This is a genomic window from Lentzea sp. NPDC020367 (genome assembly GCF_044387305.1).
Lineage (GTDB): Bacteria > Actinomycetota > Actinomycetes > Mycobacteriales > Pseudonocardiaceae > Lentzea.
Window position 1 is genome coordinate 288,034 of the sequence record NZ_JBIRVV010000011.1, and the last position, 21,335, is coordinate 309,368.

27 protein-coding genes are annotated in these 21,335 nt (G+C 70.8%); 10 read left to right on the plus strand and 17 right to left on the minus strand.

Features of this window, described 5'->3' with window-relative positions; genetic code table 11:
* Position 1: 1 nt before the first annotated feature.
* Positions 2-661 (plus strand): epimerase, encoded by a 660-nt coding sequence (locus ACH413_RS35855; protein WP_360038719.1) that lies wholly within the window; start codon positions 2-4, stop codon positions 659-661.
* A gap of 15 nt (positions 662-676) precedes the next feature.
* On the opposite strand, the gene ACH413_RS35860 is transcribed toward ACH413_RS35855, so the two are convergent.
* The 4 genes from ACH413_RS35860 to ACH413_RS35875 all read right to left on the minus strand — a co-directional run bounded on the left by ACH413_RS35860 (position 677) and on the right by ACH413_RS35875 (position 4,208).
* On the minus strand, positions 677-1,510 hold the full coding sequence (locus ACH413_RS35860) for a TetR/AcrR family transcriptional regulator (RefSeq protein ID WP_360038722.1): 834 nt from the start codon (positions 1,508-1,510) through the stop codon (positions 677-679).
* Positions 1,507-2,886, minus strand: coding sequence for an FAD-dependent oxidoreductase (locus tag ACH413_RS35865; RefSeq protein WP_360038724.1), 1,380 nt, complete (start codon positions 2,884-2,886; stop codon positions 1,507-1,509). The genes ACH413_RS35860 and ACH413_RS35865 overlap by 4 nt, the downstream gene beginning before the upstream one ends.
* A gap of 67 nt (positions 2,887-2,953) precedes the next feature.
* Positions 2,954-3,811 carry a hypothetical protein gene (locus ACH413_RS35870; protein WP_360038727.1) on the minus strand — a complete coding sequence of 286 codons (858 nt, stop codon included), beginning with the start codon at positions 3,809-3,811 and terminating at the stop codon, positions 2,954-2,956.
* 4 nt (positions 3,812-3,815) lie between these two features.
* Positions 3,816-4,208: a hypothetical protein gene (locus ACH413_RS35875; protein ID WP_360038809.1), complete on the minus strand. Its 393-nt coding sequence runs from the start codon at positions 4,206-4,208 to the stop codon at positions 3,816-3,818.
* A 231-nt stretch (positions 4,209-4,439) separates the two neighbouring features.
* Between ACH413_RS35875 and ACH413_RS35880 the strand changes: the two genes are divergently transcribed.
* Positions 4,440-4,598, plus strand: coding sequence for a hypothetical protein (locus ACH413_RS35880; RefSeq protein ID WP_360038729.1), 159 nt, complete (start codon positions 4,440-4,442; stop codon positions 4,596-4,598).
* On the opposite strand, the gene ACH413_RS35885 is transcribed toward ACH413_RS35880, so the two are convergent.
* On the minus strand, positions 4,575-5,462 hold the full coding sequence (locus ACH413_RS35885; protein ID WP_360038732.1) for a DMT family transporter: 888 nt from the start codon (positions 5,460-5,462) through the stop codon (positions 4,575-4,577). The genes ACH413_RS35880 and ACH413_RS35885 overlap by 24 nt on opposite strands.
* Positions 5,463-5,563: 101 nt before the next feature.
* Here ACH413_RS35885 and ACH413_RS35890 point away from each other — a divergent pair, with 101 nt between their 5' ends.
* Positions 5,564-6,136, plus strand: a complete 573-nt coding sequence (locus tag ACH413_RS35890; protein WP_360038812.1) for a helix-turn-helix domain-containing protein — start codon at positions 5,564-5,566, stop codon at positions 6,134-6,136.
* Between the two features lie 45 nt (positions 6,137-6,181).
* Positions 6,182-6,919: an NYN domain-containing protein gene (locus ACH413_RS35895; RefSeq protein WP_245821754.1), complete on the plus strand. Its 738-nt coding sequence runs from the start codon at positions 6,182-6,184 to the stop codon at positions 6,917-6,919.
* A gap of 10 nt (positions 6,920-6,929) precedes the next feature.
* Here ACH413_RS35895 and ACH413_RS35900 read toward each other — a convergent pair whose 3' ends face one another.
* From ACH413_RS35900 to ACH413_RS35915, 4 genes are read right to left on the minus strand one after another with little or no spacing between them, the layout of a single operon-like run.
* Positions 6,930-7,952, minus strand: a complete 1,023-nt coding sequence (locus ACH413_RS35900; RefSeq protein WP_360038735.1) for an LLM class flavin-dependent oxidoreductase — start codon at positions 7,950-7,952, stop codon at positions 6,930-6,932.
* A gap of 48 nt (positions 7,953-8,000) precedes the next feature.
* The gene (locus ACH413_RS35905; protein ID WP_360038737.1) at positions 8,001-8,774 is read right to left on the minus strand and encodes an HD domain-containing protein; all 774 of its coding nucleotides are present in this window, start codon (positions 8,772-8,774) and stop codon (positions 8,001-8,003) included.
* Between the two features lie 53 nt (positions 8,775-8,827).
* Complete coding sequence (locus tag ACH413_RS35910; RefSeq protein ID WP_360038740.1) at positions 8,828-9,985, minus strand: PrsW family intramembrane metalloprotease; 1,158 nt, start codon at positions 9,983-9,985, stop codon at positions 8,828-8,830.
* On the minus strand, positions 9,982-10,611 hold the full coding sequence (locus ACH413_RS35915; RefSeq protein ID WP_360038743.1) for a hypothetical protein: 630 nt from the start codon (positions 10,609-10,611) through the stop codon (positions 9,982-9,984). The genes ACH413_RS35910 and ACH413_RS35915 overlap by 4 nt, the downstream gene beginning before the upstream one ends.
* Before the next feature lie 82 nt (positions 10,612-10,693).
* Between ACH413_RS35915 and phzG the strand changes: the two genes are divergently transcribed.
* Positions 10,694-11,320: a phenazine biosynthesis FMN-dependent oxidase PhzG gene (gene phzG, locus ACH413_RS35920; protein WP_360038746.1), complete on the plus strand. Its 627-nt coding sequence runs from the start codon at positions 10,694-10,696 to the stop codon at positions 11,318-11,320.
* On the opposite strand, the gene ACH413_RS35925 is transcribed toward phzG, so the two are convergent.
* The 7 genes from ACH413_RS35925 to modA form a co-directional block, all read right to left on the minus strand.
* Positions 11,309-12,448, minus strand: a complete 1,140-nt coding sequence (locus ACH413_RS35925) for a molybdopterin molybdotransferase MoeA (protein ID WP_360038749.1) — start codon at positions 12,446-12,448, stop codon at positions 11,309-11,311. The genes phzG and ACH413_RS35925 overlap by 12 nt on opposite strands.
* Positions 12,449-12,507: 59 nt before the next feature.
* Positions 12,508-13,122, minus strand: a complete 615-nt coding sequence (locus ACH413_RS35930; RefSeq protein WP_360038752.1) for a cysteine hydrolase — start codon at positions 13,120-13,122, stop codon at positions 12,508-12,510.
* Between the two features lie 59 nt (positions 13,123-13,181).
* Positions 13,182-13,625 (minus strand): cyanase, encoded by a 444-nt coding sequence (gene cynS, locus ACH413_RS35935; RefSeq protein WP_360038755.1) that lies wholly within the window; start codon positions 13,623-13,625, stop codon positions 13,182-13,184.
* A 14-nt stretch (positions 13,626-13,639) separates the two neighbouring features.
* Complete coding sequence (locus tag ACH413_RS35940) at positions 13,640-14,800, minus strand: NAD-dependent formate dehydrogenase (protein ID WP_360038758.1); 1,161 nt, start codon at positions 14,798-14,800, stop codon at positions 13,640-13,642.
* A gap of 102 nt (positions 14,801-14,902) precedes the next feature.
* Positions 14,903-15,946, minus strand: a complete 1,044-nt coding sequence (locus ACH413_RS35945; protein WP_360038760.1) for an ABC transporter ATP-binding protein — start codon at positions 15,944-15,946, stop codon at positions 14,903-14,905.
* Positions 15,943-16,740: a molybdate ABC transporter permease subunit gene (gene modB, locus ACH413_RS35950; protein WP_093589066.1), complete on the minus strand. Its 798-nt coding sequence runs from the start codon at positions 16,738-16,740 to the stop codon at positions 15,943-15,945. The genes ACH413_RS35945 and modB overlap by 4 nt, the downstream gene beginning before the upstream one ends.
* Positions 16,737-17,534 carry a molybdate ABC transporter substrate-binding protein gene (modA, locus tag ACH413_RS35955; protein WP_396425431.1) on the minus strand — a complete coding sequence of 266 codons (798 nt, stop codon included), beginning with the start codon at positions 17,532-17,534 and terminating at the stop codon, positions 16,737-16,739. Before modA ends, modB begins: the two co-directional genes overlap by 4 nt.
* 97 nt (positions 17,535-17,631) lie before the next feature.
* On the opposite strand from modA, the gene ACH413_RS35960 reads away from it, so the two are divergent.
* From ACH413_RS35960 to ACH413_RS35980, 5 genes are all read left to right on the plus strand, one after another.
* Positions 17,632-18,102 (plus strand): molybdopterin-binding protein, encoded by a 471-nt coding sequence (locus ACH413_RS35960; RefSeq protein ID WP_360038766.1) that lies wholly within the window; start codon positions 17,632-17,634, stop codon positions 18,100-18,102.
* 20 nt (positions 18,103-18,122) lie between these two features.
* Positions 18,123-19,079, plus strand: coding sequence for a threonine/serine dehydratase (locus tag ACH413_RS35965; RefSeq protein WP_360038768.1), 957 nt, complete (start codon positions 18,123-18,125; stop codon positions 19,077-19,079).
* A gap of 4 nt (positions 19,080-19,083) precedes the next feature.
* The gene (locus ACH413_RS35970) at positions 19,084-19,788 is read left to right on the plus strand and encodes an ankyrin repeat domain-containing protein (RefSeq protein WP_360038771.1); all 705 of its coding nucleotides are present in this window, start codon (positions 19,084-19,086) and stop codon (positions 19,786-19,788) included.
* Positions 19,789-20,013: 225 nt separating this feature from the next.
* The gene (locus ACH413_RS35975) at positions 20,014-20,739 is read left to right on the plus strand and encodes an anti-sigma factor domain-containing protein (RefSeq protein WP_360038774.1); all 726 of its coding nucleotides are present in this window, start codon (positions 20,014-20,016) and stop codon (positions 20,737-20,739) included.
* A gap of 44 nt (positions 20,740-20,783) precedes the next feature.
* A complete protein-coding gene (locus ACH413_RS35980; RefSeq protein ID WP_360038777.1) occupies positions 20,784-21,170 on the plus strand; it encodes an NAD-binding protein in 387 nt (128 codons plus the stop codon).
* A gap of 54 nt (positions 21,171-21,224) precedes the next feature.
* On the opposite strand, the gene ACH413_RS35985 is transcribed toward ACH413_RS35980, so the two are convergent.
* Positions 21,225-21,317 (minus strand): hypothetical protein, encoded by a 93-nt coding sequence (locus ACH413_RS35985; RefSeq protein ID WP_360048476.1) that lies wholly within the window; start codon positions 21,315-21,317, stop codon positions 21,225-21,227.
* Between the last annotated feature and the right edge of the window lie 18 nt (positions 21,318-21,335).

Sequence of the window (21,335 nt, forward strand, 5' to 3'; positions counted from 1 at the left end):
GTTGACGAACGTCGTACTGCTCGGCGCCACCGGACTGGTCGGCCACGGCGTGCTGCACAGCTGCCTGAACGACTCCTCGGTGACGCGGGTGACCGTGATCTCCCGCCGCCCGCTGGAGATCAGCCACCCGAAGCTCGACGTGGTGCTGCACGACGACTTCACCGACTTCCGGCCCGTCGCGGCCCGTCTCGGTCAGGTCGACGCGTGCTTCTACTGCATCGGTGTGCCGTCCGCCGGGGTCGAGGAGGCCGAGTACGCGAAGGTGACCGTCGACTACGCCGTCGCGGCGGCTGACGCGTTCCTCAACCCCGGGCTGACCTACGTCTACGTGTCCGGCGCGAGTGCCTCGCCCGACTCGCGCCTCATGTGGGCGCGGGTGAAGGCACGCGCGGAGGAAGCACTGCTGGCGTATCCGTTCCACACCTATGTCTTCCGGCCGGGTTACATCAAGCCGATGTACGGCGCCCGCCCGCGTGTGAAGGCCGTGCGCGCGGTCTACGCGGCGACGGCCTGGCTCTATCCCCTGCTCAAGAAGATGTTCCCGGAGACGACGACGTCGACGGGCGCGATCGGCAAGGCGATGATCGCGGTGTCCCGAATGGACGGTGCCGGGCCGCGGACGTTGACCAGCGGCGCCATCAACCGGCTCGCGGGAGAGTGAGCCTCACGCCGGATCTCAGCCGCAGAGGACGAGATCCGGCTCGAACGCCCGCAGCAGCAGGTCGCGCATGCGGTCCGACCGCATCTCGGTCGACGACGCGAGGATCTGGACTGCCAGCCCGTCGGCCATCGCGATGAAGCGATCGGCGAGGGCCTCGACGTCGGCGCCACCGCACAGGCCGTCCTCGCGGCACTCCCCCAGCAGGTCCACGATGATGCGGCGCCAGTCCGCGTAGACCAGCCGCTGGACCGGGCGCAGGCGCGGTTCGAGCATCGCCTGGCTCCAGAACTGGACCCACACCGACCACTCGTCCACGTCGTTGGCGGCGAGCGGGAGTTGGACCTCGACCAGGCGGCGGAGCTTGTCGCGCGCCGAAGTCGCCTGGCCGAACTCCCGTTCCACACGGGCGCGGAAGCTCCGGGCGTAGTGCTCCATCGCGGCGTGCAGGACCGCTTCCTTGGTCGGGAAGTGGTAGTGCACGGTCGCGCTGCTGGTGCCGCAGTGGCGCGCGATGTCGGACACGCGCACGTTGTGGTAGCCGCGCCGGGCGATCAACACCGTGGCGGCGGCGAGGATCTGGTCGCGGCGCTCCTGTGCCGTCACGGCCTCCGCGCGCTCGCGGACACCATCGGCGACAACGGGTTCCGGGCCGGTGCCCCGCGTCAGGTAGGCGACCGTCACGGAACAGGCCTGGGCGATGGCCGCGATCTCCTCGTCGCGCAGCCGCCTCGTGCCGCGCAGGGCCTTGGACAACGCCGTCGGGTCCATCCCGATGCGCACGGCCAGTTCGCGCTGCGACAGCGTGACCGCCCGCAGCGCCGTCCGCACGCGCGAGGACAAGCCGGTCATCTGGGATTCTTCAACGCCGTCATCACCTCATCGGCGGCCCGCTCGCCGGAGGTGATCGCGCCGTCGACGTACCCGTTCCAGACCGACGCGGTCTCGGTGCCGGCCCAGTGCACGTTGCCGGTCGGGGCACGCCAGCCGTGCTCGCCGTATTCGGTCCAGCCACCGGGATACACGAAGCACGCGTAGCCGCCGATGGTCCAGCCGTCCTCGGACCAGGCCATCTCGGCGTAGTCTATGGGCATGCGCGCTCGTGGTCCGGCGACCTCGGCCAGCGCCGAGAGAACGTCGGCACGCCGGACCGTGTCGGGCGCGGCGGCCCAGCGGTCCACTCGGTCGCCGTAGACGAACGCGACGAGCACGCCTCGTGACGCGTCCTCAGGCGAGTTGTCGAACACGACGCCCACCGGGTTGCGGCTGTAGAGGGTCGCGATGCCGGAGCGGTCCTTCTTGCGCCAGAACGGTTCCTCGTACACCGCGTGGATCTTCGCGACCCGTCCCATCGGCGTGTGCCCGGTCCAGCCGCGCCGCGCCTGCGGGAGTGCGGGCTCGAAGGAGATCCGCCCCAGCGCCGCCGGCGGCACGGTGACGATCGCACGCCGTGCGCGGACCACTCCCTTGCCGGTCACCGCTTCGACGCCGTCAGGAACGTGCCGGATCTCCCGCACCGGCTCGTCCAGCCGCACGACACCGGGCATCGACGCGGCCAACGCCAGCGCGAGCGCGTCCGCGCCGCCGGAGAAACGGGACTCCTGTGCGCTTCCGGCGGTGTCCATCAGCTGCCCGAACCCGCCGGCCGAGGCCACGTAGAACAGCACGTGGAAGAACGAGATCTCGCGCGGCTCGCAGCACCACACGCCCTGCACGGTGAGAGCGAGCCTGCGCAACGCGTCCTCGTCGCTGGTCTGCGAAGCGAAGAACTCCTCCGCGGACAACGCGTCGAGCTCGGCGAACCGCGGCGTGAGCCACGGCCGTTGCAGGTCGACGGTCAGCGCTAGATCCTCGAGCGACTTGACGACGCGGTGGTAGTCGTCGATGCCGGGACCGGACCTCGGCACGGCGCCGGAGTAGTCGGAGCGGGTGTCGTCGTGCCAGATCTCGACGTGCTGGCCGGTCTCCCACGTCGGGAAAGTCGCGCAGCCGAACTTCGCCGCGAGCTCGTGAAAACGCTTCTGCGACGGGCCGATCCACTGTCCACCGTGGTCCACGCGCACCCCGGACGACAACACCTCACTGTACACCCGGCCGCCCACACGATCAGCGGCCTCCAGCACGACGACGGTGAGTCCGGCGGCCGTGAGCCGGGACGCGGCGGCCAGCCCCGCGTAGCCGGCACCGACGATCACGACGTCGGCAGAACGCTGCTCCAGTCCAGTCACGCCGCACACGATTGGGCAACGCTGACCCGGCAGTCAAGCTCCGCCGGGAAAATTGCGATTCGGCTGACTAACGGGGCGGGAGCATTCGGTGGATCACGGGCAGCACGAGCGATCTGGGCGGATCCCAGACGTGCCTGTCCTCGAACGGCCACGCGTAGGTCAGGGCGCCGTCGCGAACGCAGTCGAGCAGCCCGGGCTCCGCGAGTTCGCGCGCCGACCACTCGTAGAGCCGCTGCATCCTCGGCACGATCATGCCGAAGTCGACGAGCCGGGCGAACCCGTGTTCCTGGGCGAGGTAGTACCGGACGTCGTCGCGCAGCGGGTACTCCTCCGGGAGCACGCGGGAGAGCTGCAGGAAGATCCCGGTCATGCCCAGCCTGGGGTCGCCGAGCAACGGCGCGAGCGCGCGCAACCAGCCCAATGACATCCGCGGCGCGGCCACCAGGGCGTGCGTGTAGAGCACCCGGCACAGGATTACGTTCATGAAGAACCGCTCGGGCTCGCTCTCGGCCTCCGCGAGCCCGCGGTGCTCCAGGTATGCCGCGACCACGCTCCCGTTGTGCGCGCGATACCAGGCTTCCGCGGTCGGGTTGAGCGCGAACGCCAGCCACTGGGCGGCCGAGTGCGACGACGGCGGGCCACCCAGCCCACCGCTCAGACCGACCGCCTCACACCCGTCGCGGAGGATGCGTTCGTTCACCGCACGCCACCACGGACTGCCCGGCCGCGCGTGGAACGCCGGTTGCAGCACGCCACGCCCCAGCTGCCAGCGCATGAACGACCGCGCCGCCCGCCGGAACGGCAGGTGCTGGGGCGCCTGGCCGAACGGGCCGTAGTAGCAGCGCTCCATCAACGCCAGCCGACCGGCGGGGTCGTCGCGGACCATCGCCACCCGCTGGTCGGCCCAGGCCGCGGCCTCCGCCATCACGTCAGAACTGGTCGCCGCTCGTCAGCTGGTGTTCCATCGCGTCCGCACGGCCGACCAGCAGCGCGAGCGGGCGTTCGAACTCCTCGCGGACACTCAGGTCCTCCAGCGGCACCACGTGTTTGAGCAACGCGAGCCCGTCCACCACGGCAGCTCCACCGACCTGCGGCTCGCCCGCCAGTTCGAGGAACCGGTTCAGGTCGAGGTCGGCGGCACGTCCGACCGGCGAGGAGATCTCCACCCACGCCGTGCCGTCGAGGTCCGGCAGGTGGTGCACGGAGACCTGCTGCGTCCGCTCGCCGTCCGTGGCGAGCCGGAAGCGCAGCCAGGCGTCGGACTCCTCCAGCACCTCGTACCGCAGCCGAACATAGTTGATCACTTCGACCCAGGACGTCACGCCCGGTTCCGCCTCTCTCACGGCTTTTCCCATCACCACCGTAATGCGGGCACCGGGCGTTCGTGTTGCTTTGGACGATCGTGTCGAGACGGTGTCACAACCGAAACGTGCGGCGTCCTGCCTCACAGGAACCCGGCCTGACCTGCGGATTGCAGAAATCCGGCAAGCCGTCGATCAAGGCCCTCGTCGCACCATTCCCCGGTACAGCTGGAACTCGAGGGGGAACACCGGATGAGGATCTTGACCGGACCGGACGTGGCGGCGAAGCACAGCTCCCGGCCGGGTCGTTGCGAGGCCTGGGAGGGAGCCGACCTGAGCTGGTCGTCGCCGAGGGCCACCTGCTGCCCGCACGACCAGCCGCCGGCCTCAGCCGAACTGCACGAACAGTGAGCCGGCGACGAGCAGTGAGAGCCCGGTGACGCGTGCCGCCGTGAACGGCCTGCGCGGCATCCGGAACAGCCCGCGGTGGTCGATCAACGCCGACGCGAGCTGCTGTCCGGTGACGGTGAGCACCACGGTGGTCGCGGCGCCGATCTCCGGGATGAGCAGGAACGTCGCGGTGACGTAGGCCGCCGCACACCCGCCGCCGAGCCAGCCCCACCACGGCATGTCCCTGAGGGGCGCCAGGGCCGGCGGCGGTGTGCGGTTGAACAGCAGCACCACCGCGATGGCGAGCGTCGCGACGGCGAAGCTGATCAGGGCGACGGCGATCGGCGCGTGCAGGTCGGCGCGCAGCCGGGCGTTGATCGCCCCCTGCACCGGGAGCACGGCGCCCGCCGCGACGCCGAGCCCGATCCAGCCCACGTGCCTGGTCTTCGGCCGGGCGATCACGGTGATCCCCGCGAGCACGGCCACCGCGCCGATCACGATGCCCGCGGAGAGCGGTTTCTGGTGCAGGCCGAACAGTCCGAACAGGTCCAGCACCACCGACGCGAACATCTGACCGGTCACGAAGAGCCCGACGGCGGCGAGCGCGCCCAGCCGCGGGAACAGCAGGATGCCGCTGGTGATGTAGAGCGGACTGGCCAGTCCGCCCAGCAGGTGCCACGGCTCGACGTCGGGCACCAGCGCCACCGCGCCGATCGTGCCGGTCGCCACCGCGAGCACGGCGAGCACCGCCGCGGCGAGGCCCAGTTGCAGCGTCGACGCCCCGTACGGCGTGCCGACCGCCTTGGTCAGCTGCAGGTTCGCCGACGCCTGCACGGCGAGCAGACATCCGACGAGCAGCGCTGACCCCAGTAACGCGAAGTACACGACAACAACCCCCAAACAAGTGGACACAGTGTCCGCTAAGCCAGGGTAGGCACGAAGTGGACGCGCTGTCCACTTGTTCGGTGATCGCGTACGATCCGTTCATGGTCATCGGGCAGCCACCGGCCAGGGAACGCGCCGACGCGGCGCGCAACCGGGCGCGCGTGCTGGCCGCCGCCGAGGAGTTGTTCGCGGTCAAGGACGCCCGCCAGGTCACGATGGACGAGATCGCGCGCGCCGCCGGCGTCGGCCGCGCCACCCTGTACCGGCGCTACCCCGACCCGGCCTCCGTCGCCGCGGCCCTGCTGGACGAGCACGAACGCGTGCTGCAGGAACAACTGATGGGCGGTCCCCCGCCGCTGGGCCCCGGCGCACCACCGGCCGAACGGCTCGCGGCGTTCTACGCGGCCATGGCGGGCCTGCTCGAACGACACCTGCACCTGGCGCTCGGAGCGGAGACCGGCGACGCCCGCTTCCGCACCGGCGCCTATGGTTTCTGGCGGCTGCACGTGCTGGCGCTCCTGACCGAGGCCGCCGTGCCGGACCCGAACGGCCTGGTCGAGGTGCTGCTCGCGCCGCTGGCCCCCGAGCTCTACCAGGAACAACGACGACGCGGCCTGTCCCCGCACCAGATCACGGACTCGCTGACGTGGCTGAGCCGGCTGCTGAACACCTGAGAACGAAGGCGGACCAAAAGCGTGGCCACTGCCAATGAGAGCGCTGTGAAACTCGCGGTGCTCATCGACGCGGACAACGCCCAGCCCTCGATCACCGAGGCACTGCTGGCCGAGATCGCCAAGTACGGGACCGCGCACGTCAAGCGCGCGTACGGCGACTGGACCGGCACCAGCCTGAAGGGCTGGAAGGACCACCTGCTGGCCCAGTCGATCCAGCCCATCCAGCAGTTCGCGTACACGACCGGCAAGAACGCGACCGACGCGGCGATGGTCATCGACGCGATGGACCTGCTCTACTCCGACCGCTTCGACGGCTTCTGCATCGTCTCCAGCGACTCGGACTTCACCCGCCTCGCCGCCCGGCTGCGCGAGTCCGGCCTCACCGTCTACGGCTTCGGCGAACGCAAGACGCCCAAGCCGTTCGTCGCGGCCTGCGACAAGTTCATCTACGTCGAGAACCTCGCCTACCCCGAGGCCGCGACCCCGGCCGAGACCCCGCTGCTGCCGAAGTCGACGACCTCCGCCGCCCAGCTCAAGGGCGACACGACCCTGGTCAAGCTGCTGCGCAACGCCGTCGAGGCGGCGTCGGACGACGACGGGTGGGCGACGCTCTCCGCCGTCGGCAGCATCATCACCAAGCAGCGCCCCGAGTTCGACTCCCGCACGTACGGCTACTCGAAGCTCAGCGACCTGATCACCGCGACCACGCTGTTCGAGGTCGACCGCCGCGGGCCGCGCGAGGGCAAGCAGTCGGCGGTCTACGTGCGCGACCGCCGACGGTGACCTGCCTCGATCAACGCCAGCCGAGCGCCGGCGCCACGTGCGTGAGGATGTTCTCCAGCACGTGCACGTTGAACTCGACGCCGAGCTGGTTGGGCACGGTCAGCAGGAGCGTGTCGGCCTCCGCGATCGCCTCGTCCCCCGCGAGCTCCTCGACCAGCACGTCCGGCTCGGCCGCGTAGGACCGGCCGAAGATCGCCTTGTTCGGCCCGTCGATGAAGCCGATGGAGTCGGTGCTCCTGCCGTCGGCGCCGAAGTACATGCGGTCGAGGTCCGTGGTGAGCGCGAAGATGCTGCGCGACACCGAGACCCGCGGCTCGTGCTGGTGGCCGGCCTCGGTCCAGGCCTTGCGGAACGCCCTGATCTGGTCGGCCTGCTGGACGTGGAACGGCGCGCCGCCCTCGTCGAACTTCAGGGTCGAGCTCATCAGGTTCATGCCCTGCTTCGCCGCCCACACGGCGGTGCCGTTGGAGCCCGCGCCCCACCAGATCCGGTCACGCAGGCCCGGCGCGTGCGGTTCGACGCGCAGCAGGCCGGGCGGGTTCGGGAACATCGGGCGGGGCGCGGGCTCCGCGAAACCGCCGCCTTCCAGCACCTTCAGGAACAGCTCGGTGTGCATGCGGGCCATGTCGGCGTCGGTCTGGCCCTCGGCGGGCTGGTAGCCGAAGTGCCGCCACCCGTCGACGACCTGCTCGGGCGATCCCCTGGAGATGCCGAGCTGGAGCCTTCCGCCGGCGATGAGGTCGGCCGCACCGGCGTCCTCGACCATGTACATCGGGTTCTCGTAGCGCATGTCGATCACGCCGGTGCCGATCTCGATGCGGTCGGTCTTCGCGCCGATCGCTGCGAGCAGCGGGAACGGCGACGCGAGCTGCCGCGCGAAGTGGTGCACCCGGAAGTAGGCGCCGTCCGCGCCGAGCTCCTCCGCGGCCACCGCGAGGTCGATCGACTGCAGCAACGTGTCCGCCGCCGACCTCGTCTGCGAGTGCGGGCTGTCCGTCCAGTGCCCGAACGACAGAAAACCGATCTTCTTCATGCCGTCCAAGATAGTTCAATCTTCAAGTAAATGCCCATGACGCGTGCGTCACGCCCGGCGGAGCAGCCGATGCGTGCGCCGGACCGCCGCCAGACGCTCGTCGCCGTTGATCGCGAGCGCCCGGACCACCGGGTCGTCGGGGCCCCTGCGCTGCCGGATCTCGGCCAGCCTCCCGTGCACCGTCGTCGGCTGGCCGTCCGGACCGGTGCTCATGTCGCAGTACCAGAGCGCGTCGCGCAGCCGGCCGCGGTTGTCCGGGAACTCGCCCAGTCCGTCGGCGAGCCCGACCAGACCGGCGACCGCGGCCGCGCCGGAGTGGTGCGCCACCAGCCCGCAGATCCGGTCCGAGACGCCCGCCCGGCGCAGGTAGCGCGCCCCGTCGAGCGAGTGCAGGCCCGTGTCGGTCAGCTCGGCCGCGTAGCCGATGTCGTGCACCCACGCCGCCGCCACGAGCAGCTCGCGTTCCTCTTCGGGCAGCACCCGTGCCACGTGTTCGGCACGGCGCGCCACACCGGCCGTGTGCGCCCAACGGCGTGGCAGCTCCGCGGCGAGCAGGCGGCGTGCCGTGTTCCGCGCCCAGCTCGACAGGAACGTCCCCGGCATCTCCTGCGTCGGGAACGCCCGTGCGGAGGCTCGCACCTCACGGGCCACGAACAACGGCACGTAGTCCTGCAGCCGGGCGCCGCCGAACCGCGCCCGCGCCCGTTCGATCCACTCGTGCACGATGCTCGGCGGCACGTCGTGGAACTCGCGGACCAACTGGGACTCCAGGCGCCGGATCCGGTCATCCGCCTGGCTCACAACCTCCGCCGTGGTCGTCACGCCGTCCACGGTAAGCCCTCCCTTCGGATGGTGAGAGGGCCCTTCGAAGGGTTCTAGCGTCCGGCGCGCAGGCGGAGCAGTTCGGCGCGGGCGTGGACGACCTCGTTCGTCTCGCTCCCCCGCGCGTGGGCGAGTTCGCGGGCGAGGTCGGCCGCCGCGTCCAGCAGGTGCCGCGTCCTGCTCCGGCTGTGCACCAGCTTCCGGAACGCCTTGCGGTCCTTCCCGAGACCGCTGACCGCCGCGAGCAGCGCGGGATCGATGACGCCGGCATCCGACTCGGGCTGCAGCAGCATGCGGATCCAGATCCGCTCCTGCGTGGCCGCGTGGCGCGCGACGTAGAACAGCGTGACGAGTTCGACCACCGCGATCACGAACGGCAGCAGGACCGCGAGGACGCCGATGCCGCCGCTCAGACCGCCCATGTCGTCCCAGGCGAAGTGGAACACCATGGCGGTCAGCATGGTCAGGACGCCGCGCGGCACGTTGCGCTCGCCCGGCGTGCGGCCGAGGACCCACATCAGACCGGCGCAGAAGATCGCGCTGAACAACGCGTGCGACACGATGCCGGCGGCGCCGCGGACCAGGAAGACCTGGAACGACGTGCCGAGCTGGTCGGTGCCGAAGGTCTGCGCCGCGCCGTTGTAGACGTAGAGGACGTCCTCGAAGACCTGGAAGCCCAGGCCGACGAACGCGCCGATGATGAACCCGTCGTAGGCGCCGCGCACCAGCCGCGGGGCGAGTCCGATCAGCAGGACCAGGCCCAGTGCCTTGGCGAACTCCTCGTTGATCGGCGCGGTGAGGCCGGCGGCCCAGTCCGAGGCGAACGCCGTGCCGCCCAGCTTCGCCCAGATCTCCAGCAGCGCGGTGTTCGCGGGCAGCGCGATCCAGAACGTCGCCGCGAGGCCACCCCAGGCGAACGCGGCCGCGAGGAGACCGGCGGGCTGCGCGGTGTAGCGGTTCTGGTGGCGCAGGAGCAGCAGCCACGGCACCAGGTAGAGACCGAACAGCAGCACGCCGCCGGTCAGCGCCGGGCGGTAGAAGTGGGCGCCGGGGCCGAAGTAGCGCAGCACCGCCAGCGCGCCGCCGCCCACGCCCAGCAGGTAGACCCAGAACGCCAGGTTGCGCGGCTGGACGAGCCGGAACGGCTCCCCCCAGCCCGACTGCTCGATCGCGGCGAGCTGTGCGGTCTTCGCTTCGGATGTCATCGTCATCGGGATGCTCCCGGAGTGATGCTGCGCAGGAACGTGCCCACGACGTCCTGCCGGCGTTCGAACTGACCCGGCGCGGTGCGGACCCTGACCAGCAACGCCGGCGCGGTCTCGGCCTCACCGGATGCGCTGGTCATCTTGAACGCGACGTCGAGCACGTCCCCGTTCGGCGAGGTGCCGGCCAGCGCGACGCCGACCAGACCGGCCGCCGTCGTCACCGTGCCGCGCGACCCGTCGACTCCCGGCGTGTCGCCCTCCGAGCGCAGGACCTGGTCGAGGAAGGCGTCGGCGGTGCCGGTGAACGACGTGCCCCGCAACGTGATCGTCGCGCCGCCCGTCGCCAGCTCGACCTGAAGGGACGACGGGGACGCCGAGCCGGCACCGGCCAGCGTGCCGCTCTCCAGCTGCCAGCCCACGGGTGGCACGGCGGTCGCGCCGTCACCGAGGTCCAGCACCTCACCGGCGCGGATCTCGTTGTGCCACGGGATGACGGCGTTGAGGCCGGGCAGTCCATACAGGAGCAGCAGCGCGATCACCAGGACGCTCAGGGCGGGCGCGAACGTCCGCCGATCCAGTCCGAGGAACCGGTGCTCGACCGGCACCCACCCCCGCGGTGCTGTGTCCGTCATCCCAAGCCCCTCTCACGGCCGTGAACGGCACCAACTTGACCACAGTTGGCCGCTCTCGGCACGGCGTGGCTAGCGTTGGAGCATGAGCTCGACATTGAGTGGTGACGACACGCTGGTCCTGCCCGAGTTCGACGCGCCGCCCGCCGATCCGATCGCCCTGCTGGGCGAGTGGTTCGACCTGGCGGTCCGGCGCGAGGTGCGGGAACCGTTCGCCATGGTGCTCGCCACCGCCGACGACCGCGGCCGTCCGTCCAGCAGGGTCGTGCTGTTCAAGGAGATCGCGGACGGCGGGCTGGTCTTCGCCGGGTCGGGCGCCGGCCGCAAGGGACGCGATCTCGCGGCGAACCCCTGTGCGGCAGCGACGTTCCACTGGCGGGAGACCTTGCAGCAGATCAGCGTCACCGGCTCGGTCGAGCGCCTGCCCGCCGAGGTGTCCGACGCGCTGTTCGCCGACCGGCCGCGCGCCGCTCAGGCCGCGGTGATCGCGTCGGAGCAGAGCGCGCCCATGATCGACGAGGCCGCCCTGCACGAACGGGCGCGGCGCCTGGTCGAGAGCGGCGACCCGTTGACCCGGCCGGACGCCTGGACCGGCTACCGGCTCGTCCCGGAGGAAATCGAGTTCTGGCAAGGAAAACCGAGCCGGCTGCACCGCCGGCTGCGCTACACCCGCACCGGCGCCGGATGGTCGCCGCGGCGGCTACAGCCCTAGCAACGGCGCGGGATCGCCGGACCGCCACCCGGCCGGGAGGATCGCCAGGGCGTCACCGCCCGCCGCTCCCCCGAGGAACGCGGCCCGGTGACCGGCGAGCACCTGGCCGTCCCAGGTGACCGGCACGATCCGCACGCCCCGGGCCGGCGCGCGCACGTCACCCGTGACCGGTACGAGCGGCAGGACCGGCAGCGGCGCGCCGGTCAGGCCGCGCAGCACCGAGTCCAGCACCGTGTGAGCGGCGACGAGCGCGGCGAACGGGTTGCCGGGCAGCCCGACGAGCCACCGCCCGCCCAGTTCCGCCACGAGCTGCGGGTGCCCCGGCTTGCACGCCACGGTGTCCACGACCCAGCGGCCGGAGGCGTCGACGAGGTCGCGCAACTGGTCCGTGCTGCCGACCGAGGTGGAGCCGGTCACGACGACCACGTCCGCCGTCACACCTGCGAGAACTTCGGCGAGCAGGCCCGGTTCGTCCGGCACGTGCGCGAGGCCGGCGAGGTCGGCGCCGAGCGAGGTGATCAGCGACGGCAGCATCGGGCCGAGCGCGTCCCGCACCCGGCCGTCGCCGCTGGTGCCGTGGTGCACCAGTTCGCTGCCGGTGACCAGCACGTGCACGCGCGGACGTGGGCGGACCGGCAGTTCGTCGTGGCCGCCGGTCGCGGCCAGTCCGAGCAGCGCGGGTCCGGCGCGGGTCCCTGCCGCCGCGAGCACGGCTCCGGCGGCGCAGTCCTCGCCCGTCCGGCGGATGTGCCCGCCCGCGAGACCGTGGACCACCGAGCCCTCGACGGTGGCGTCCTCGACCGGCAGCACAGCGGTCGCACCCACCGGGACCTGGGCGCCGGTAGAGATCTCCACCGCTTCGCCGGGACGGAGGTCGGCGCCGCGCTCACCTGCGCGAACACGTCCCACCAGCTGCCACGGACCGGGCCCGCCCACCGCGTAGCCGTCCATCGCCGAGGTGTCGAAGGCGGGCAACGGCGTGCGGGCGCACAGGTCCGCGGCCAGGGTCAGTCCGGCGGCCTCGGCAAGGCTCACCAGGCGTGGCGTCAGCGGGACGGGCGCCTCGTGCGCGAGCTCACGCGCACGTTCCCACGTCACCTCACGGACATCCGCCTGCAGAACACGCATGCGCACACGGTGCCTGAAGCGGATGTCCGTCCGGTTACCGGGTCCTCACCCGGCGCCGGTCAGGCCAGCGCGGCGATGACCTGGTCGGAGCTGACCGGCAGCGAGAACATCGGGTAGTCGAACGTGATCGCGTTGTCGTGCTCGGCGACCGACGTGGCCGCCACGCAGTCGGTCAGCGTGATGACGCGGTAGCCGTTCTCGTAGCCGGTGCGCATGGTCGACTCGACGCAGCAGTTGGTGAGGAACCCGCCGAGCACGATCGTCGTGATGCCCTTGCTGCGCAGGATGAAGTCGAGGTTGGTGCTGGCGAACGTGTCCAGCCCGCGCTTGCCCTCCACCACGATGTCCCCGGCCTGCGGCGCGAGCTCGTCGGTGATCGCGGCGCCCCAGCTGTCCTTGACGAACGCGTTGCCGTCCACGACGCCCTTGAGAATCCCGTACGGGTGCGCGGAGATCTCGTGGTAGCCCTGCGCGAAAGTGATGGGCGCGTGCATGATCGTCGCACCGGCGGCGCGGGCCGCCGAGACGACCGCGATGGTCTTGTCGAGCATTCCAGTCTTGTCCATCACCTCGGACACCGCGCCGTGCAGCACGCCACCCTCGCTGGTGAAGTCGTTCTGGTACTCGATCAGAACCACGGCGGTCGTCCTGGGGTCCAGCGTCAGTTCGCTCATGCCCTCATCGAACGTCCGGCCGCCGTCCTGCGGCAATCACCGAACCGGGTGTTCGCGCGTCACCACTGGTAGGGAAGGAACTTTCCGTCGAGGGTGACCACCACCCGGTCGCCAGCCGGGTCCGCGACGCGGTCGACGTTCATCCGGAAGTTGATGGCGCTCATGATCCCGTCGCCGAACTGCTCGTGGATCAGTTCCTTGATCGTCGGCCCGTAGACCTGCAGCACCTCGTAGAACCGGTAGATCGTGGGATCGACCGGCACCGCGGTCTCCAACGCGCCCCTGGTCGGCTGCGACACCAGTGCCTGCACCTGTGCGTCCGTCAGTTCCAGCAGCTCGCCGGCCTTCGCGGCGGTTCCGGCCGGCACCGGGTGCTGCCCCAGCAACGCCGAGGTCGTCCACACCAGTGGCCGGTCGAGCACCTCCGCGATCGCCGCCCAACTCAGTCCGAGCCGAGCCTTCGCCGCCAGAACCGCCTGCCCTGCCTCACTTTTCGCGTTCACGGTGCCGGCGGCGTTCAGCTGTTCGTGGAGTACGAGTGCGCGCCCGTCCCGGCGAGCTTGCCAGCCTCCACGATCAGGTACTCGTCGCGGATCGGCGTGCCCGCGAAGAACGACTCCAGGATCTCCCTGGTGCCGGCCGCGTACCGGGCCTGCGCGGACAGCGAACTGCCCGAGATGTGCGGCGTCATGCCGTGGTTCGGCATGGTCCGCCACGGGTGGTCGGCGGGCGCGGGCTGCGGGAACCACACGTCACCGGCGTATCCGGCGAGCTGACCGCTTTCCAGGGCGCGCACGACGGCGTCGCGGTCGGCGATGCGGGCGCGGGCGGTGTTGATCAGGTACGCGCCGCGCTTCATCGTCGCGATCAGGTCGTCGTCGAACAGCCCCTCGGTCTCGGGGTGCAGCGGCGCGTTGATCGTCACGACGTCGCAGTGCGGCACCATGTCCGCTGTCGACTCGTGGAACGTCAGGCCGTACTCGCGCTCGACGCTCTCGGGCAGGCGGTGCCGGTCGGTGTAGTGCAGGCGCATGTCGAACGGCGCCAAGCGCTTCAGCACCGCGAGGCCGATGCGTCCGGCCGCGACCGTGCCGACGTGCATGCCCTCGACGTCGTAGGAACGGGCCACCGCGTCGGCGATGTTCCAGCCGCCGTCCAGCACGATCTGGTGCGAGGGAACGAAGTTCCGCACCAGGTTCAGGATCGACATCACCACGTGCTCGGCGACGCTGATGCTGTTGCAGTACGTCACCTCCGCCACCGTGACGCCGTGCTCGATCGCCGCGTCCAGGTCGACGTGGTCCGACCCGATGCCCGCCGTGAGCGCGAGCTTCAGCTTCGGCGCGCGGGCGAACCGTTCCTTCGTCAGGTAAGCGGGCCAGAACGGTTGCGAGATCACGACGTCCGCGTCCGCCAGTTCGCGGTCGAACGCCGAGTCGGGGCCTTCCTTGTCGGACGTGACGACGAGGGTGTGGCCCTGGCCCTCCAGGTACCGGCGCAGGCCGAGCTCACCGGACACGCTGCCGAGCAGGTGGCCCGGCGTGAAGTCGACGGCGGACGGCGTCGGCAGCGTCTGACCGCCCGGATAGCCGTCGAGGTGCGGCAGGTCGTTCCGCGCGTAGGTCTCGGGGTAGCCGGTGACCGGGTCGTCGTAGAGCACGCACAGGACCTTCGCCATTGCAGGTCTCCCGTTCGGAAGTCGTTGTGGTGCCTCGACTTTCCTCCCGGGATCGGCGCGCTGTCCAAGCGAACGTTCCTATCGCCTGATAGCCGCCGGCTATCACACCGGATAGACGTGGGTCTCTGTCGCCTTCACCGCCGCCCACAACTCGTCGCCGGGACGCAGCCGCAGGTCGGCGAGTGTGGCCGTGGTGATGTCCGCGAGGACGTTCGGCGCGCCGTCCAGGCGGACCCGGGTCGTGTGGGCGTGCTGTTCGATCGCGGCGACCGTGACCGGCCAGACGTTGCGCGGACTGCCCTCCGGCTTCTGAGCGTGCAGGCTCACGGCGTTGGGCGGGAACACGACGTGCACCGGACCGTTGACAGGCATGGGAATCGTGAGCCGGCCACCTCCGTCCAGGTCGACGTCGGTGCTCGACGCCTTGCCGCGGTAGAAGTTCAGGCCGACGAGGTTGGCGACGTAGTCGGTGCGCGGCTGGCGGGCCACCTCGGCGGGCGGGCCGGACTGCACGGCACGGCCGCCTTCCAGGATCACCAACCGGTCCGCGAGGACCATGGCGTCCAACGGATCGTGCGTCACCAGCAGCGTGTGGCCGCCGAAGTCCGCGAGGTGCCGGCCCAGTTCCGAACGGACCTGCAGGCGGGTGCTCGCGTCCAGCGCGGCGAGTGGTTCGTCGAGCAGCAGCAGGCTCGGGCCGGTCGCCAAAGCCCTCGCCAGCGCGACCCGTTGAGCTTGGCCTCCCGACAGGGAACGGGGTTTCGCCTGCGCGTGGCCGTTCAGCCCGACCCGATCGAGCCAGCGCGCGGCCTCGGCCCGTGCCTCGGCCCGGCGGGTGCCACGGGCTCTGAGTCCAAAAGCGACGTTCTCCAGCGCGGACATGTGCGCGAAGAGCAGGTAGTCCTGGAACACCACGCCGATCGGTCGTTTCTCGGCGGGCACGAAGTCCTCGCCGTCCCAAGTGGACTCACCGACCGTGATGTGCCCGGAGTCCAGCGGAAGCAGCCCGGCGAGGGCGCGCAGCGCGGTGGACTTGCCCGCGCCGTTCGGGCCGAGCAGCGCGACAACCTCGCCCGGCGCGATGGTCACGTCGAGGTCGAGGGAGAAGGTGCCGCGCGTGACGCGCAGCTCCGCGTTCAGGGTCACGTCGGCCCGCTGATCCACCGGTCGCGCAGACCGGCCAGCACTCCGACGGACACCAGCAGCAGCACGATGCTCAGCACGATAGCCGCATCCGGATCCGTCTCCAGCGCGAGGTAGACCGCCAACGGCATGGTCGTCGTCTCGCCGGGGAAGTTGCCCGCGAACGTGATCGTCGCCCCGAACTCGCCCAGCGCCCGCGCCCAGCACAACACCGCGCCCGCCACCACCCCCGGCAGCACCGACGGCAACGTCACCCGCCGGAACGTCAGCCACTTCGAGGCGCCCAGCGTCGCCGCCGCCTCCTCGTAACGCGGATCGGCGGCCCGCAGCGCGCCCTCGACCGAGATCACCAGGAACGGCATCGCCACGAACGCCTCGGCGACGACGACTCCGGCCGTGGTGAACGGCAACGAGATGCCGAACCACGCGTCGAGATGCTCTCCGATCAGTCCGCGCCGGCCGAGCACGAGCAGCAACGCGACACCGCCGACCACCGGCGGCAGCACGAGCGGCACGGTGACGAGCGCGCGCAGGAACCCGCGTCCCGGCAGGCCGGAGCGCGCCAGCAGCCAGGCGAGCGGGATGCCGAGGAACAGGCACAGCACCGTCGCCAGCGAGGCGCAGATCAGCGACAGCCGCAGCGCCTCCCCGACCTCGGCGCTGAGCAGCGTGGACAGCGAGGTCCACGGTGTCTTGACCAGCAACCCGGCGAGCGGCACCAGCAGGAACGCGAGCCCCAGCACGGCGGGCAGGACGAGGACGACGGGCAGCCGTCCCCGCACCCGGTTGCGCGTCACGGGCTGTCGAAGCCCGCCGCGCTCAGCACCGTGCGCCCCTTGTCGGACAGCACGAAGTCCACGAACGCCTTGGCCGCGGCGGCGTGGGGCGCCTTGGCCAGCGGGGCGATCGGGTAGTCGTTGACCGCCTGGGCCGACTCGGTGAAGTCGATGCCCTCGACCTTGTCGCCCGCGGCCTTCACGTCCGTCTTGTAGACCAGCGCGCCGTCGACCTCGCCGAGCGAGACCTTGGTGAGCACGGCCTTGACGTCCTGCTCCAGGGTGTCCGGCGCGGGCGTGATCTTGGCGAGCTCGAAGACCTTCTTCGACGCGGCGCCGCACGGCACCTGCTCCGCGCAGAGGGCGATCTTCTTCTCGGCGTTCGCGAAGTCGGCGAGCCCGGCGATCTTGCCGGGGTTGCCCTTCGGCACCGCGATCGCGAGCTTGTTCCTCACGAACGTCCTCGGCGCGTCCGTGATCGTCTTGGTGTCGGTCACCTGCTTCATGTTCGCCGGCGCGGCCGAAGCGAACACGTCGGCGGGAGCGCCCTGGTTGAGCTGCTGGGCCAGCGCCGAGCTGCCGCCGAAGTTGAACTTGACCTTCGTGCCGGGATTGGCGGCCTCGAAGTCCTTGCCCAGCTGGGTGAACGTCTCCGTCAGCGACGCCGCCGCGAACACCGTGACGTCACCGGTGACCTTCGGCGCCTCCGAACCCGACGTGGGCGCGGCGGCCTGCCCACCGGACCCACACCCCGCGAGCACCAGCGCGGCCGAGGCGACCGCGAGGGTGACCCTGATGGACTTTCTCTTCCGCAGATTCGGCACTGACACATCTTAGATGCCGCTTTCACGGATGCAATCCCTCGACTGAAGAGGCTTCTGCGGATCGCTGCTTCGTCGTACCGTGGAGGGTGTGACGTCATCGTTTGCAGGCATACCAACGCCGCGCACGCCGCTGTCCGAGGACCAGGTCCTGGTCACCGGAGACATCACCGACGACTGGATCTTCCAGACGTCCCACCTCGACGCGCACGCCCGCGAGCCGGTCAACGTCCAGTACCGGACGACCCGCGTCCGCGAGGTCCACCAGGTGCGGGGCGTCCCGCTGCACGAGGTGCTCGCGAAGGTCACGCTGCGCACGTCCGGCGGCAGCAAGATGGACAAGCTCAGCTTCGTCGTCGTGGCCTCGTCCGCCGACGGGTACCGCGTGCTGCTGTCGTGGGCGGAGGTGGACCCCGAGTTCGGCGCGTGCTCGGCGATGCTCGCCACCCGGTACAACGGCAGGCAGCTCACCAGGCCGACCCTCGTCACGCCGCGGGACGGGCGGGCCAGCAGGTACGTGCGCGACGTCGCCCGCCTGGAGATCTCCCGGTTCAGCGCCTGACGACCCTTAGGGTGGTCGGCATGGCGGAACTGCTGACCATCGAAGACGTGCGGGCCGCGGCCGAGGTGCTCGACGGGCGCGTGCTGCGCACCCCGACGCTGCGCTCCCCAGGCCTGTCCGCGCTGTTCGGCGTTCCGACGACGGTGAAGCTGGAACTGTTGCAGCGCAGCGGTTCGTTCAAGACGCGCGGCGCGTTCGCCAAGATCCTCTCGCTGTCCAGCGAGGCACGGGCGGCGGGCGTGGTCGGCGTCAGCGGCGGCAACCACGGGATCGCGCTGGCCGACGCCGCGCACGAACTCGGCGTGACCGCGACCGTCGTGATGCCCTCTTCGGCGCCTGCTCGTTCCGTCGAACTCGCTCGGGCGTCAGGCGCGGACGTTCGGCTCACCGACGGCCTGGCGGCGGCGTTCGCGCTGCTCAACGACCTGGTGACAGCGGGCGCGACGCTCGTGCACCCCTACGACGACCCGATCGTGGTCGCCGGCCAGGGCACCGTGGGGCTGGAGTTCGCGACCGACGCCCCGGACGTCACCGACGTGCTGGTGAGCATCGGTGGCGGAGGGTTCATCGCGGGTGTCGCGACGGCGTTCCACGCGCTCGTGCCCGGCGTCCGGGTGTGGGGCGTCGAGGTCGAGGGTGCCGACGCGATGCACCGGGCGCTGGCCGCGGGCGGACCCGTCGAGATCGCGCCGACGTCGATCGTCTCGACCCTCTCGGCGCCGCACGTGTCGCAGCTGACCTACGACCACGCCGTCGCGCTGGTCGAGGACGTCCTCGTGGTGTCCGACGCCGACGCCGTGCGGGGGTCGATCACGCTCGCGGAAACGCAGAAGGTGTGGGCCGAGCCCGCCGCCGGGTGTCTCGTGGCGGCGGCGCGCACGGTGCTCGACCGGGTCGGACCGGACGCGCGCCTGGGCGTCGTGGTGTGCGGCGGGAACACGACCTTTGCGGACGTCGTCCGCTGGACGCAGGGCTGAACGAATGCGACACGACGATCCGCTGGCGCAGACTGTTGTCCTCGCCGTCCGCGGCGGCGACCTGGCCACGTTGCGGCAACTGCTGGCCGACCACGCCGACCTGGCGACCGCGCGGATCGTCGATGACGGCGGTAATGCGCGGACCCTGTTGCACGTGCTGACGGACTGGCCCGCCCGATGCCCTCACGGCGCCGAGACCGTGGCGGTGCTCGTGGCCGCGGGCGCCGACGTCAACGCGCGGTTCCAGGGTTCGCACGACGAGACGCCACTTCATTGGGCCGCGAGCGCCGATGACGTCGTGGTGCTCGACGCGCTTCTCGACGCCGGCGCGGACATCGACGCCGACGGGGCGGTGATCGGCGGTGGCACTCCCCTGGCCGACGCACGGGCGTTCGCGCAGTGGAATGCCGCTCACCGGCTCGTGGAGCGCGGCGCGACGGTCACGTTGACCGATGCCGCCACGCTCGGGTTGTCCGATCGACTGGAGCGCCTTCTGGTCGGTGCTGCGGAAGAAGACGTCAACGCGGCGTTCTGGGGCGCGTGCCACGGTGGTCAACGGGAGTGTGCGGAACGCCTGCTGGCGTTGGGCGCGGACGTGAACTGGCTTCCGCCGTGGGAACACCTCACACCGCTCGACGCCGCCGTGCGCAACGACTTCGAGGACGTCGCGGAGTGGTTGCGGGGTCAGGGCGGCAGGCAGGCGGGGTGACGCGTCCCTGTGCGTCCGATTTCACGGTCTGCGGACGCACAGGGACGTGCGTGGCGCCGTCCCGAGCCGGCTGAACCGCATCTGGCGGATCCGCGCGTCCTACATCCGCACCGCACCACCGCATCGGATCGGTGCGACGGCCCGATCCACCCGATGGAGTGACCACCTGGCCCTGGGTTGATCTTCGCGAGCAATCCGTTCATCGGACGGCTTCGAAGTAGGGGCGTGAAACCGGGAAGAACGCGTGCGGTCGACCCGCACCTGCTGACCGGTGCCCACGTGCTCGGCGCGCTCCCCGCGGCCGAGCGCGTCGAGTTCGAAGCACATCTGAGCGCGTGCCTGCGCTGTGCGGACGAGGTGGCCGAGCTGAGCGAGACCGCGGCCCGGCTGGGCAGCGCTGTCGAGCACGTCGTGCCGAGCGCCCTCCGGCCACGGCTGCTGAGCGCGGCTCGGCAGGTGCGGCAGGTTCCGCCGGAGTCCGAGATCAGGACTGTTTTCTCGCGGCGGCAAGGCTTTCGGCACGCGGCGGCGCTCATCTCGGCCGCCTGTGTGGCCGCCGCGGCGGTGGCCGGTGTGCACGGCGCGCTGACCGCGTCGAGGATCGCCCCCGTCGCCCTCTCTCCGCACACCCGGACCGGAGATCTCCTGGCGGCACCGGATCTGCGGCTCGTCACCACGTCCGCCGGCACCGCGGCCATGTCGCGCACCCGCGACGAGATGCTGTTCCTGGCGGACGGCCTGCGCACGTTGCCGCGCGGCCGCGTCTACCAGCTGTGGCTGGTGGACGACCACGGCCCGCGATCAGCGGGAACCCTGCGGCCGGCGGGCACGGCGATGTCGCTGCTCGTGACCGGGATCGCGGGGGCCGGTGAGGCCCTCCTCACGGTCGAGCCGCTGGGCGGATCACCGAGTCCGACCAGCGGACCGGTCCTCACCCTCGACCTTCACTGAGACGAACGCCAATCCGGTTCGACCGGCGCGCCGAATGTCCTGTCGTGACCGATCACATCCTCGTCATCGGATACGGCGACACCGGGCGCTGTGCCGTGAACTCGGTGCTGGCCTCCCAGCCTGACGCCCGGCTGACCGTCCTGGACATCGACCTGTTCGCGGTCGTCGAGGCGATGGCCAACGGCGCCACCGCGATCCTCGGCGACGGCCGGGACAGACGCGCGCTCGACGAAGCCGCGATCGACGCCGCCGACCGGGTCTTCATTGCGGTGCCCGACGACCTCGCCGCCTTCCTGATCACGCGTGCCGTGCGGCCGTACAACCCCGACGCCGTGATCGTCGTCGTCATCCGCGAACAGGAGAACCACTCGCTGTTCCTGTCCTCCGACGCGACGTCCGTCCACATCAGACCTCCCGACGAGCGGACGTGAAGAACTCCGGAAACAGCATCGCTGTTTCCGGAGTTCGTGGTGTTGCCGTTCTGCTTACGCAGGAAGCAGAACCGAGTCGATGAGGTAGACGGTGGCGTTGGCGGTGTGCACGCCACCACAGATCACGTTGGCGTCGTTGACCTTCAGCGCGTCCTTGGAACCGCT

Bases quoted from the DNA above. Each gene is read 5' to 3' on its own strand.
- ACH413_RS35930 (WP_360038752.1), bottom strand. From the start codon at position 13,122: ATGAGCGAACTGACGCTGGACCCCAGGACGACCGCCGTGGTTCTGATC.
- ACH413_RS35970 (WP_360038771.1), top strand. From the start codon at position 19,084: ATGCGACACGACGATCCGCTGGCGCAGACTGTTGTCCTCGCCGTCCGC.
- ACH413_RS35870 (WP_360038727.1), bottom strand. From the start codon at position 3,811: ATGGCGGAGGCCGCGGCCTGGGCCGACCAGCGGGTGGCGATGGTCCGC.
- ACH413_RS35910 (WP_360038740.1), bottom strand. From the start codon at position 9,985: ATGACGATGACATCCGAAGCGAAGACCGCACAGCTCGCCGCGATCGAG.
- ACH413_RS35940 (WP_360038758.1), bottom strand. From the start codon at position 14,800: ATGGCGAAGGTCCTGTGCGTGCTCTACGACGACCCGGTCACCGGCTAC.
- ACH413_RS35965 (WP_360038768.1), top strand. From the start codon at position 18,123: ATGGCGGAACTGCTGACCATCGAAGACGTGCGGGCCGCGGCCGAGGTG.
- ACH413_RS35880 (WP_360038729.1), top strand. From the start codon at position 4,440: ATGAGGATCTTGACCGGACCGGACGTGGCGGCGAAGCACAGCTCCCGG.
- ACH413_RS35915 (WP_360038743.1), bottom strand. From the start codon at position 10,611: ATGACGGACACAGCACCGCGGGGGTGGGTGCCGGTCGAGCACCGGTTC.
- ACH413_RS35890 (WP_360038812.1), top strand. From the start codon at position 5,564: ATGGTCATCGGGCAGCCACCGGCCAGGGAACGCGCCGACGCGGCGCGC.
- ACH413_RS35860 (WP_360038722.1), bottom strand. From the start codon at position 1,510: ATGACCGGCTTGTCCTCGCGCGTGCGGACGGCGCTGCGGGCGGTCACG.
- ACH413_RS35925 (WP_360038749.1), bottom strand. From the start codon at position 12,448: ATGCGTGTTCTGCAGGCGGATGTCCGTGAGGTGACGTGGGAACGTGCG.
- phzG (WP_360038746.1), top strand. From the start codon at position 10,694: ATGAGCTCGACATTGAGTGGTGACGACACGCTGGTCCTGCCCGAGTTC.
- ACH413_RS35900 (WP_360038735.1), bottom strand. From the start codon at position 7,952: ATGAAGAAGATCGGTTTTCTGTCGTTCGGGCACTGGACGGACAGCCCG.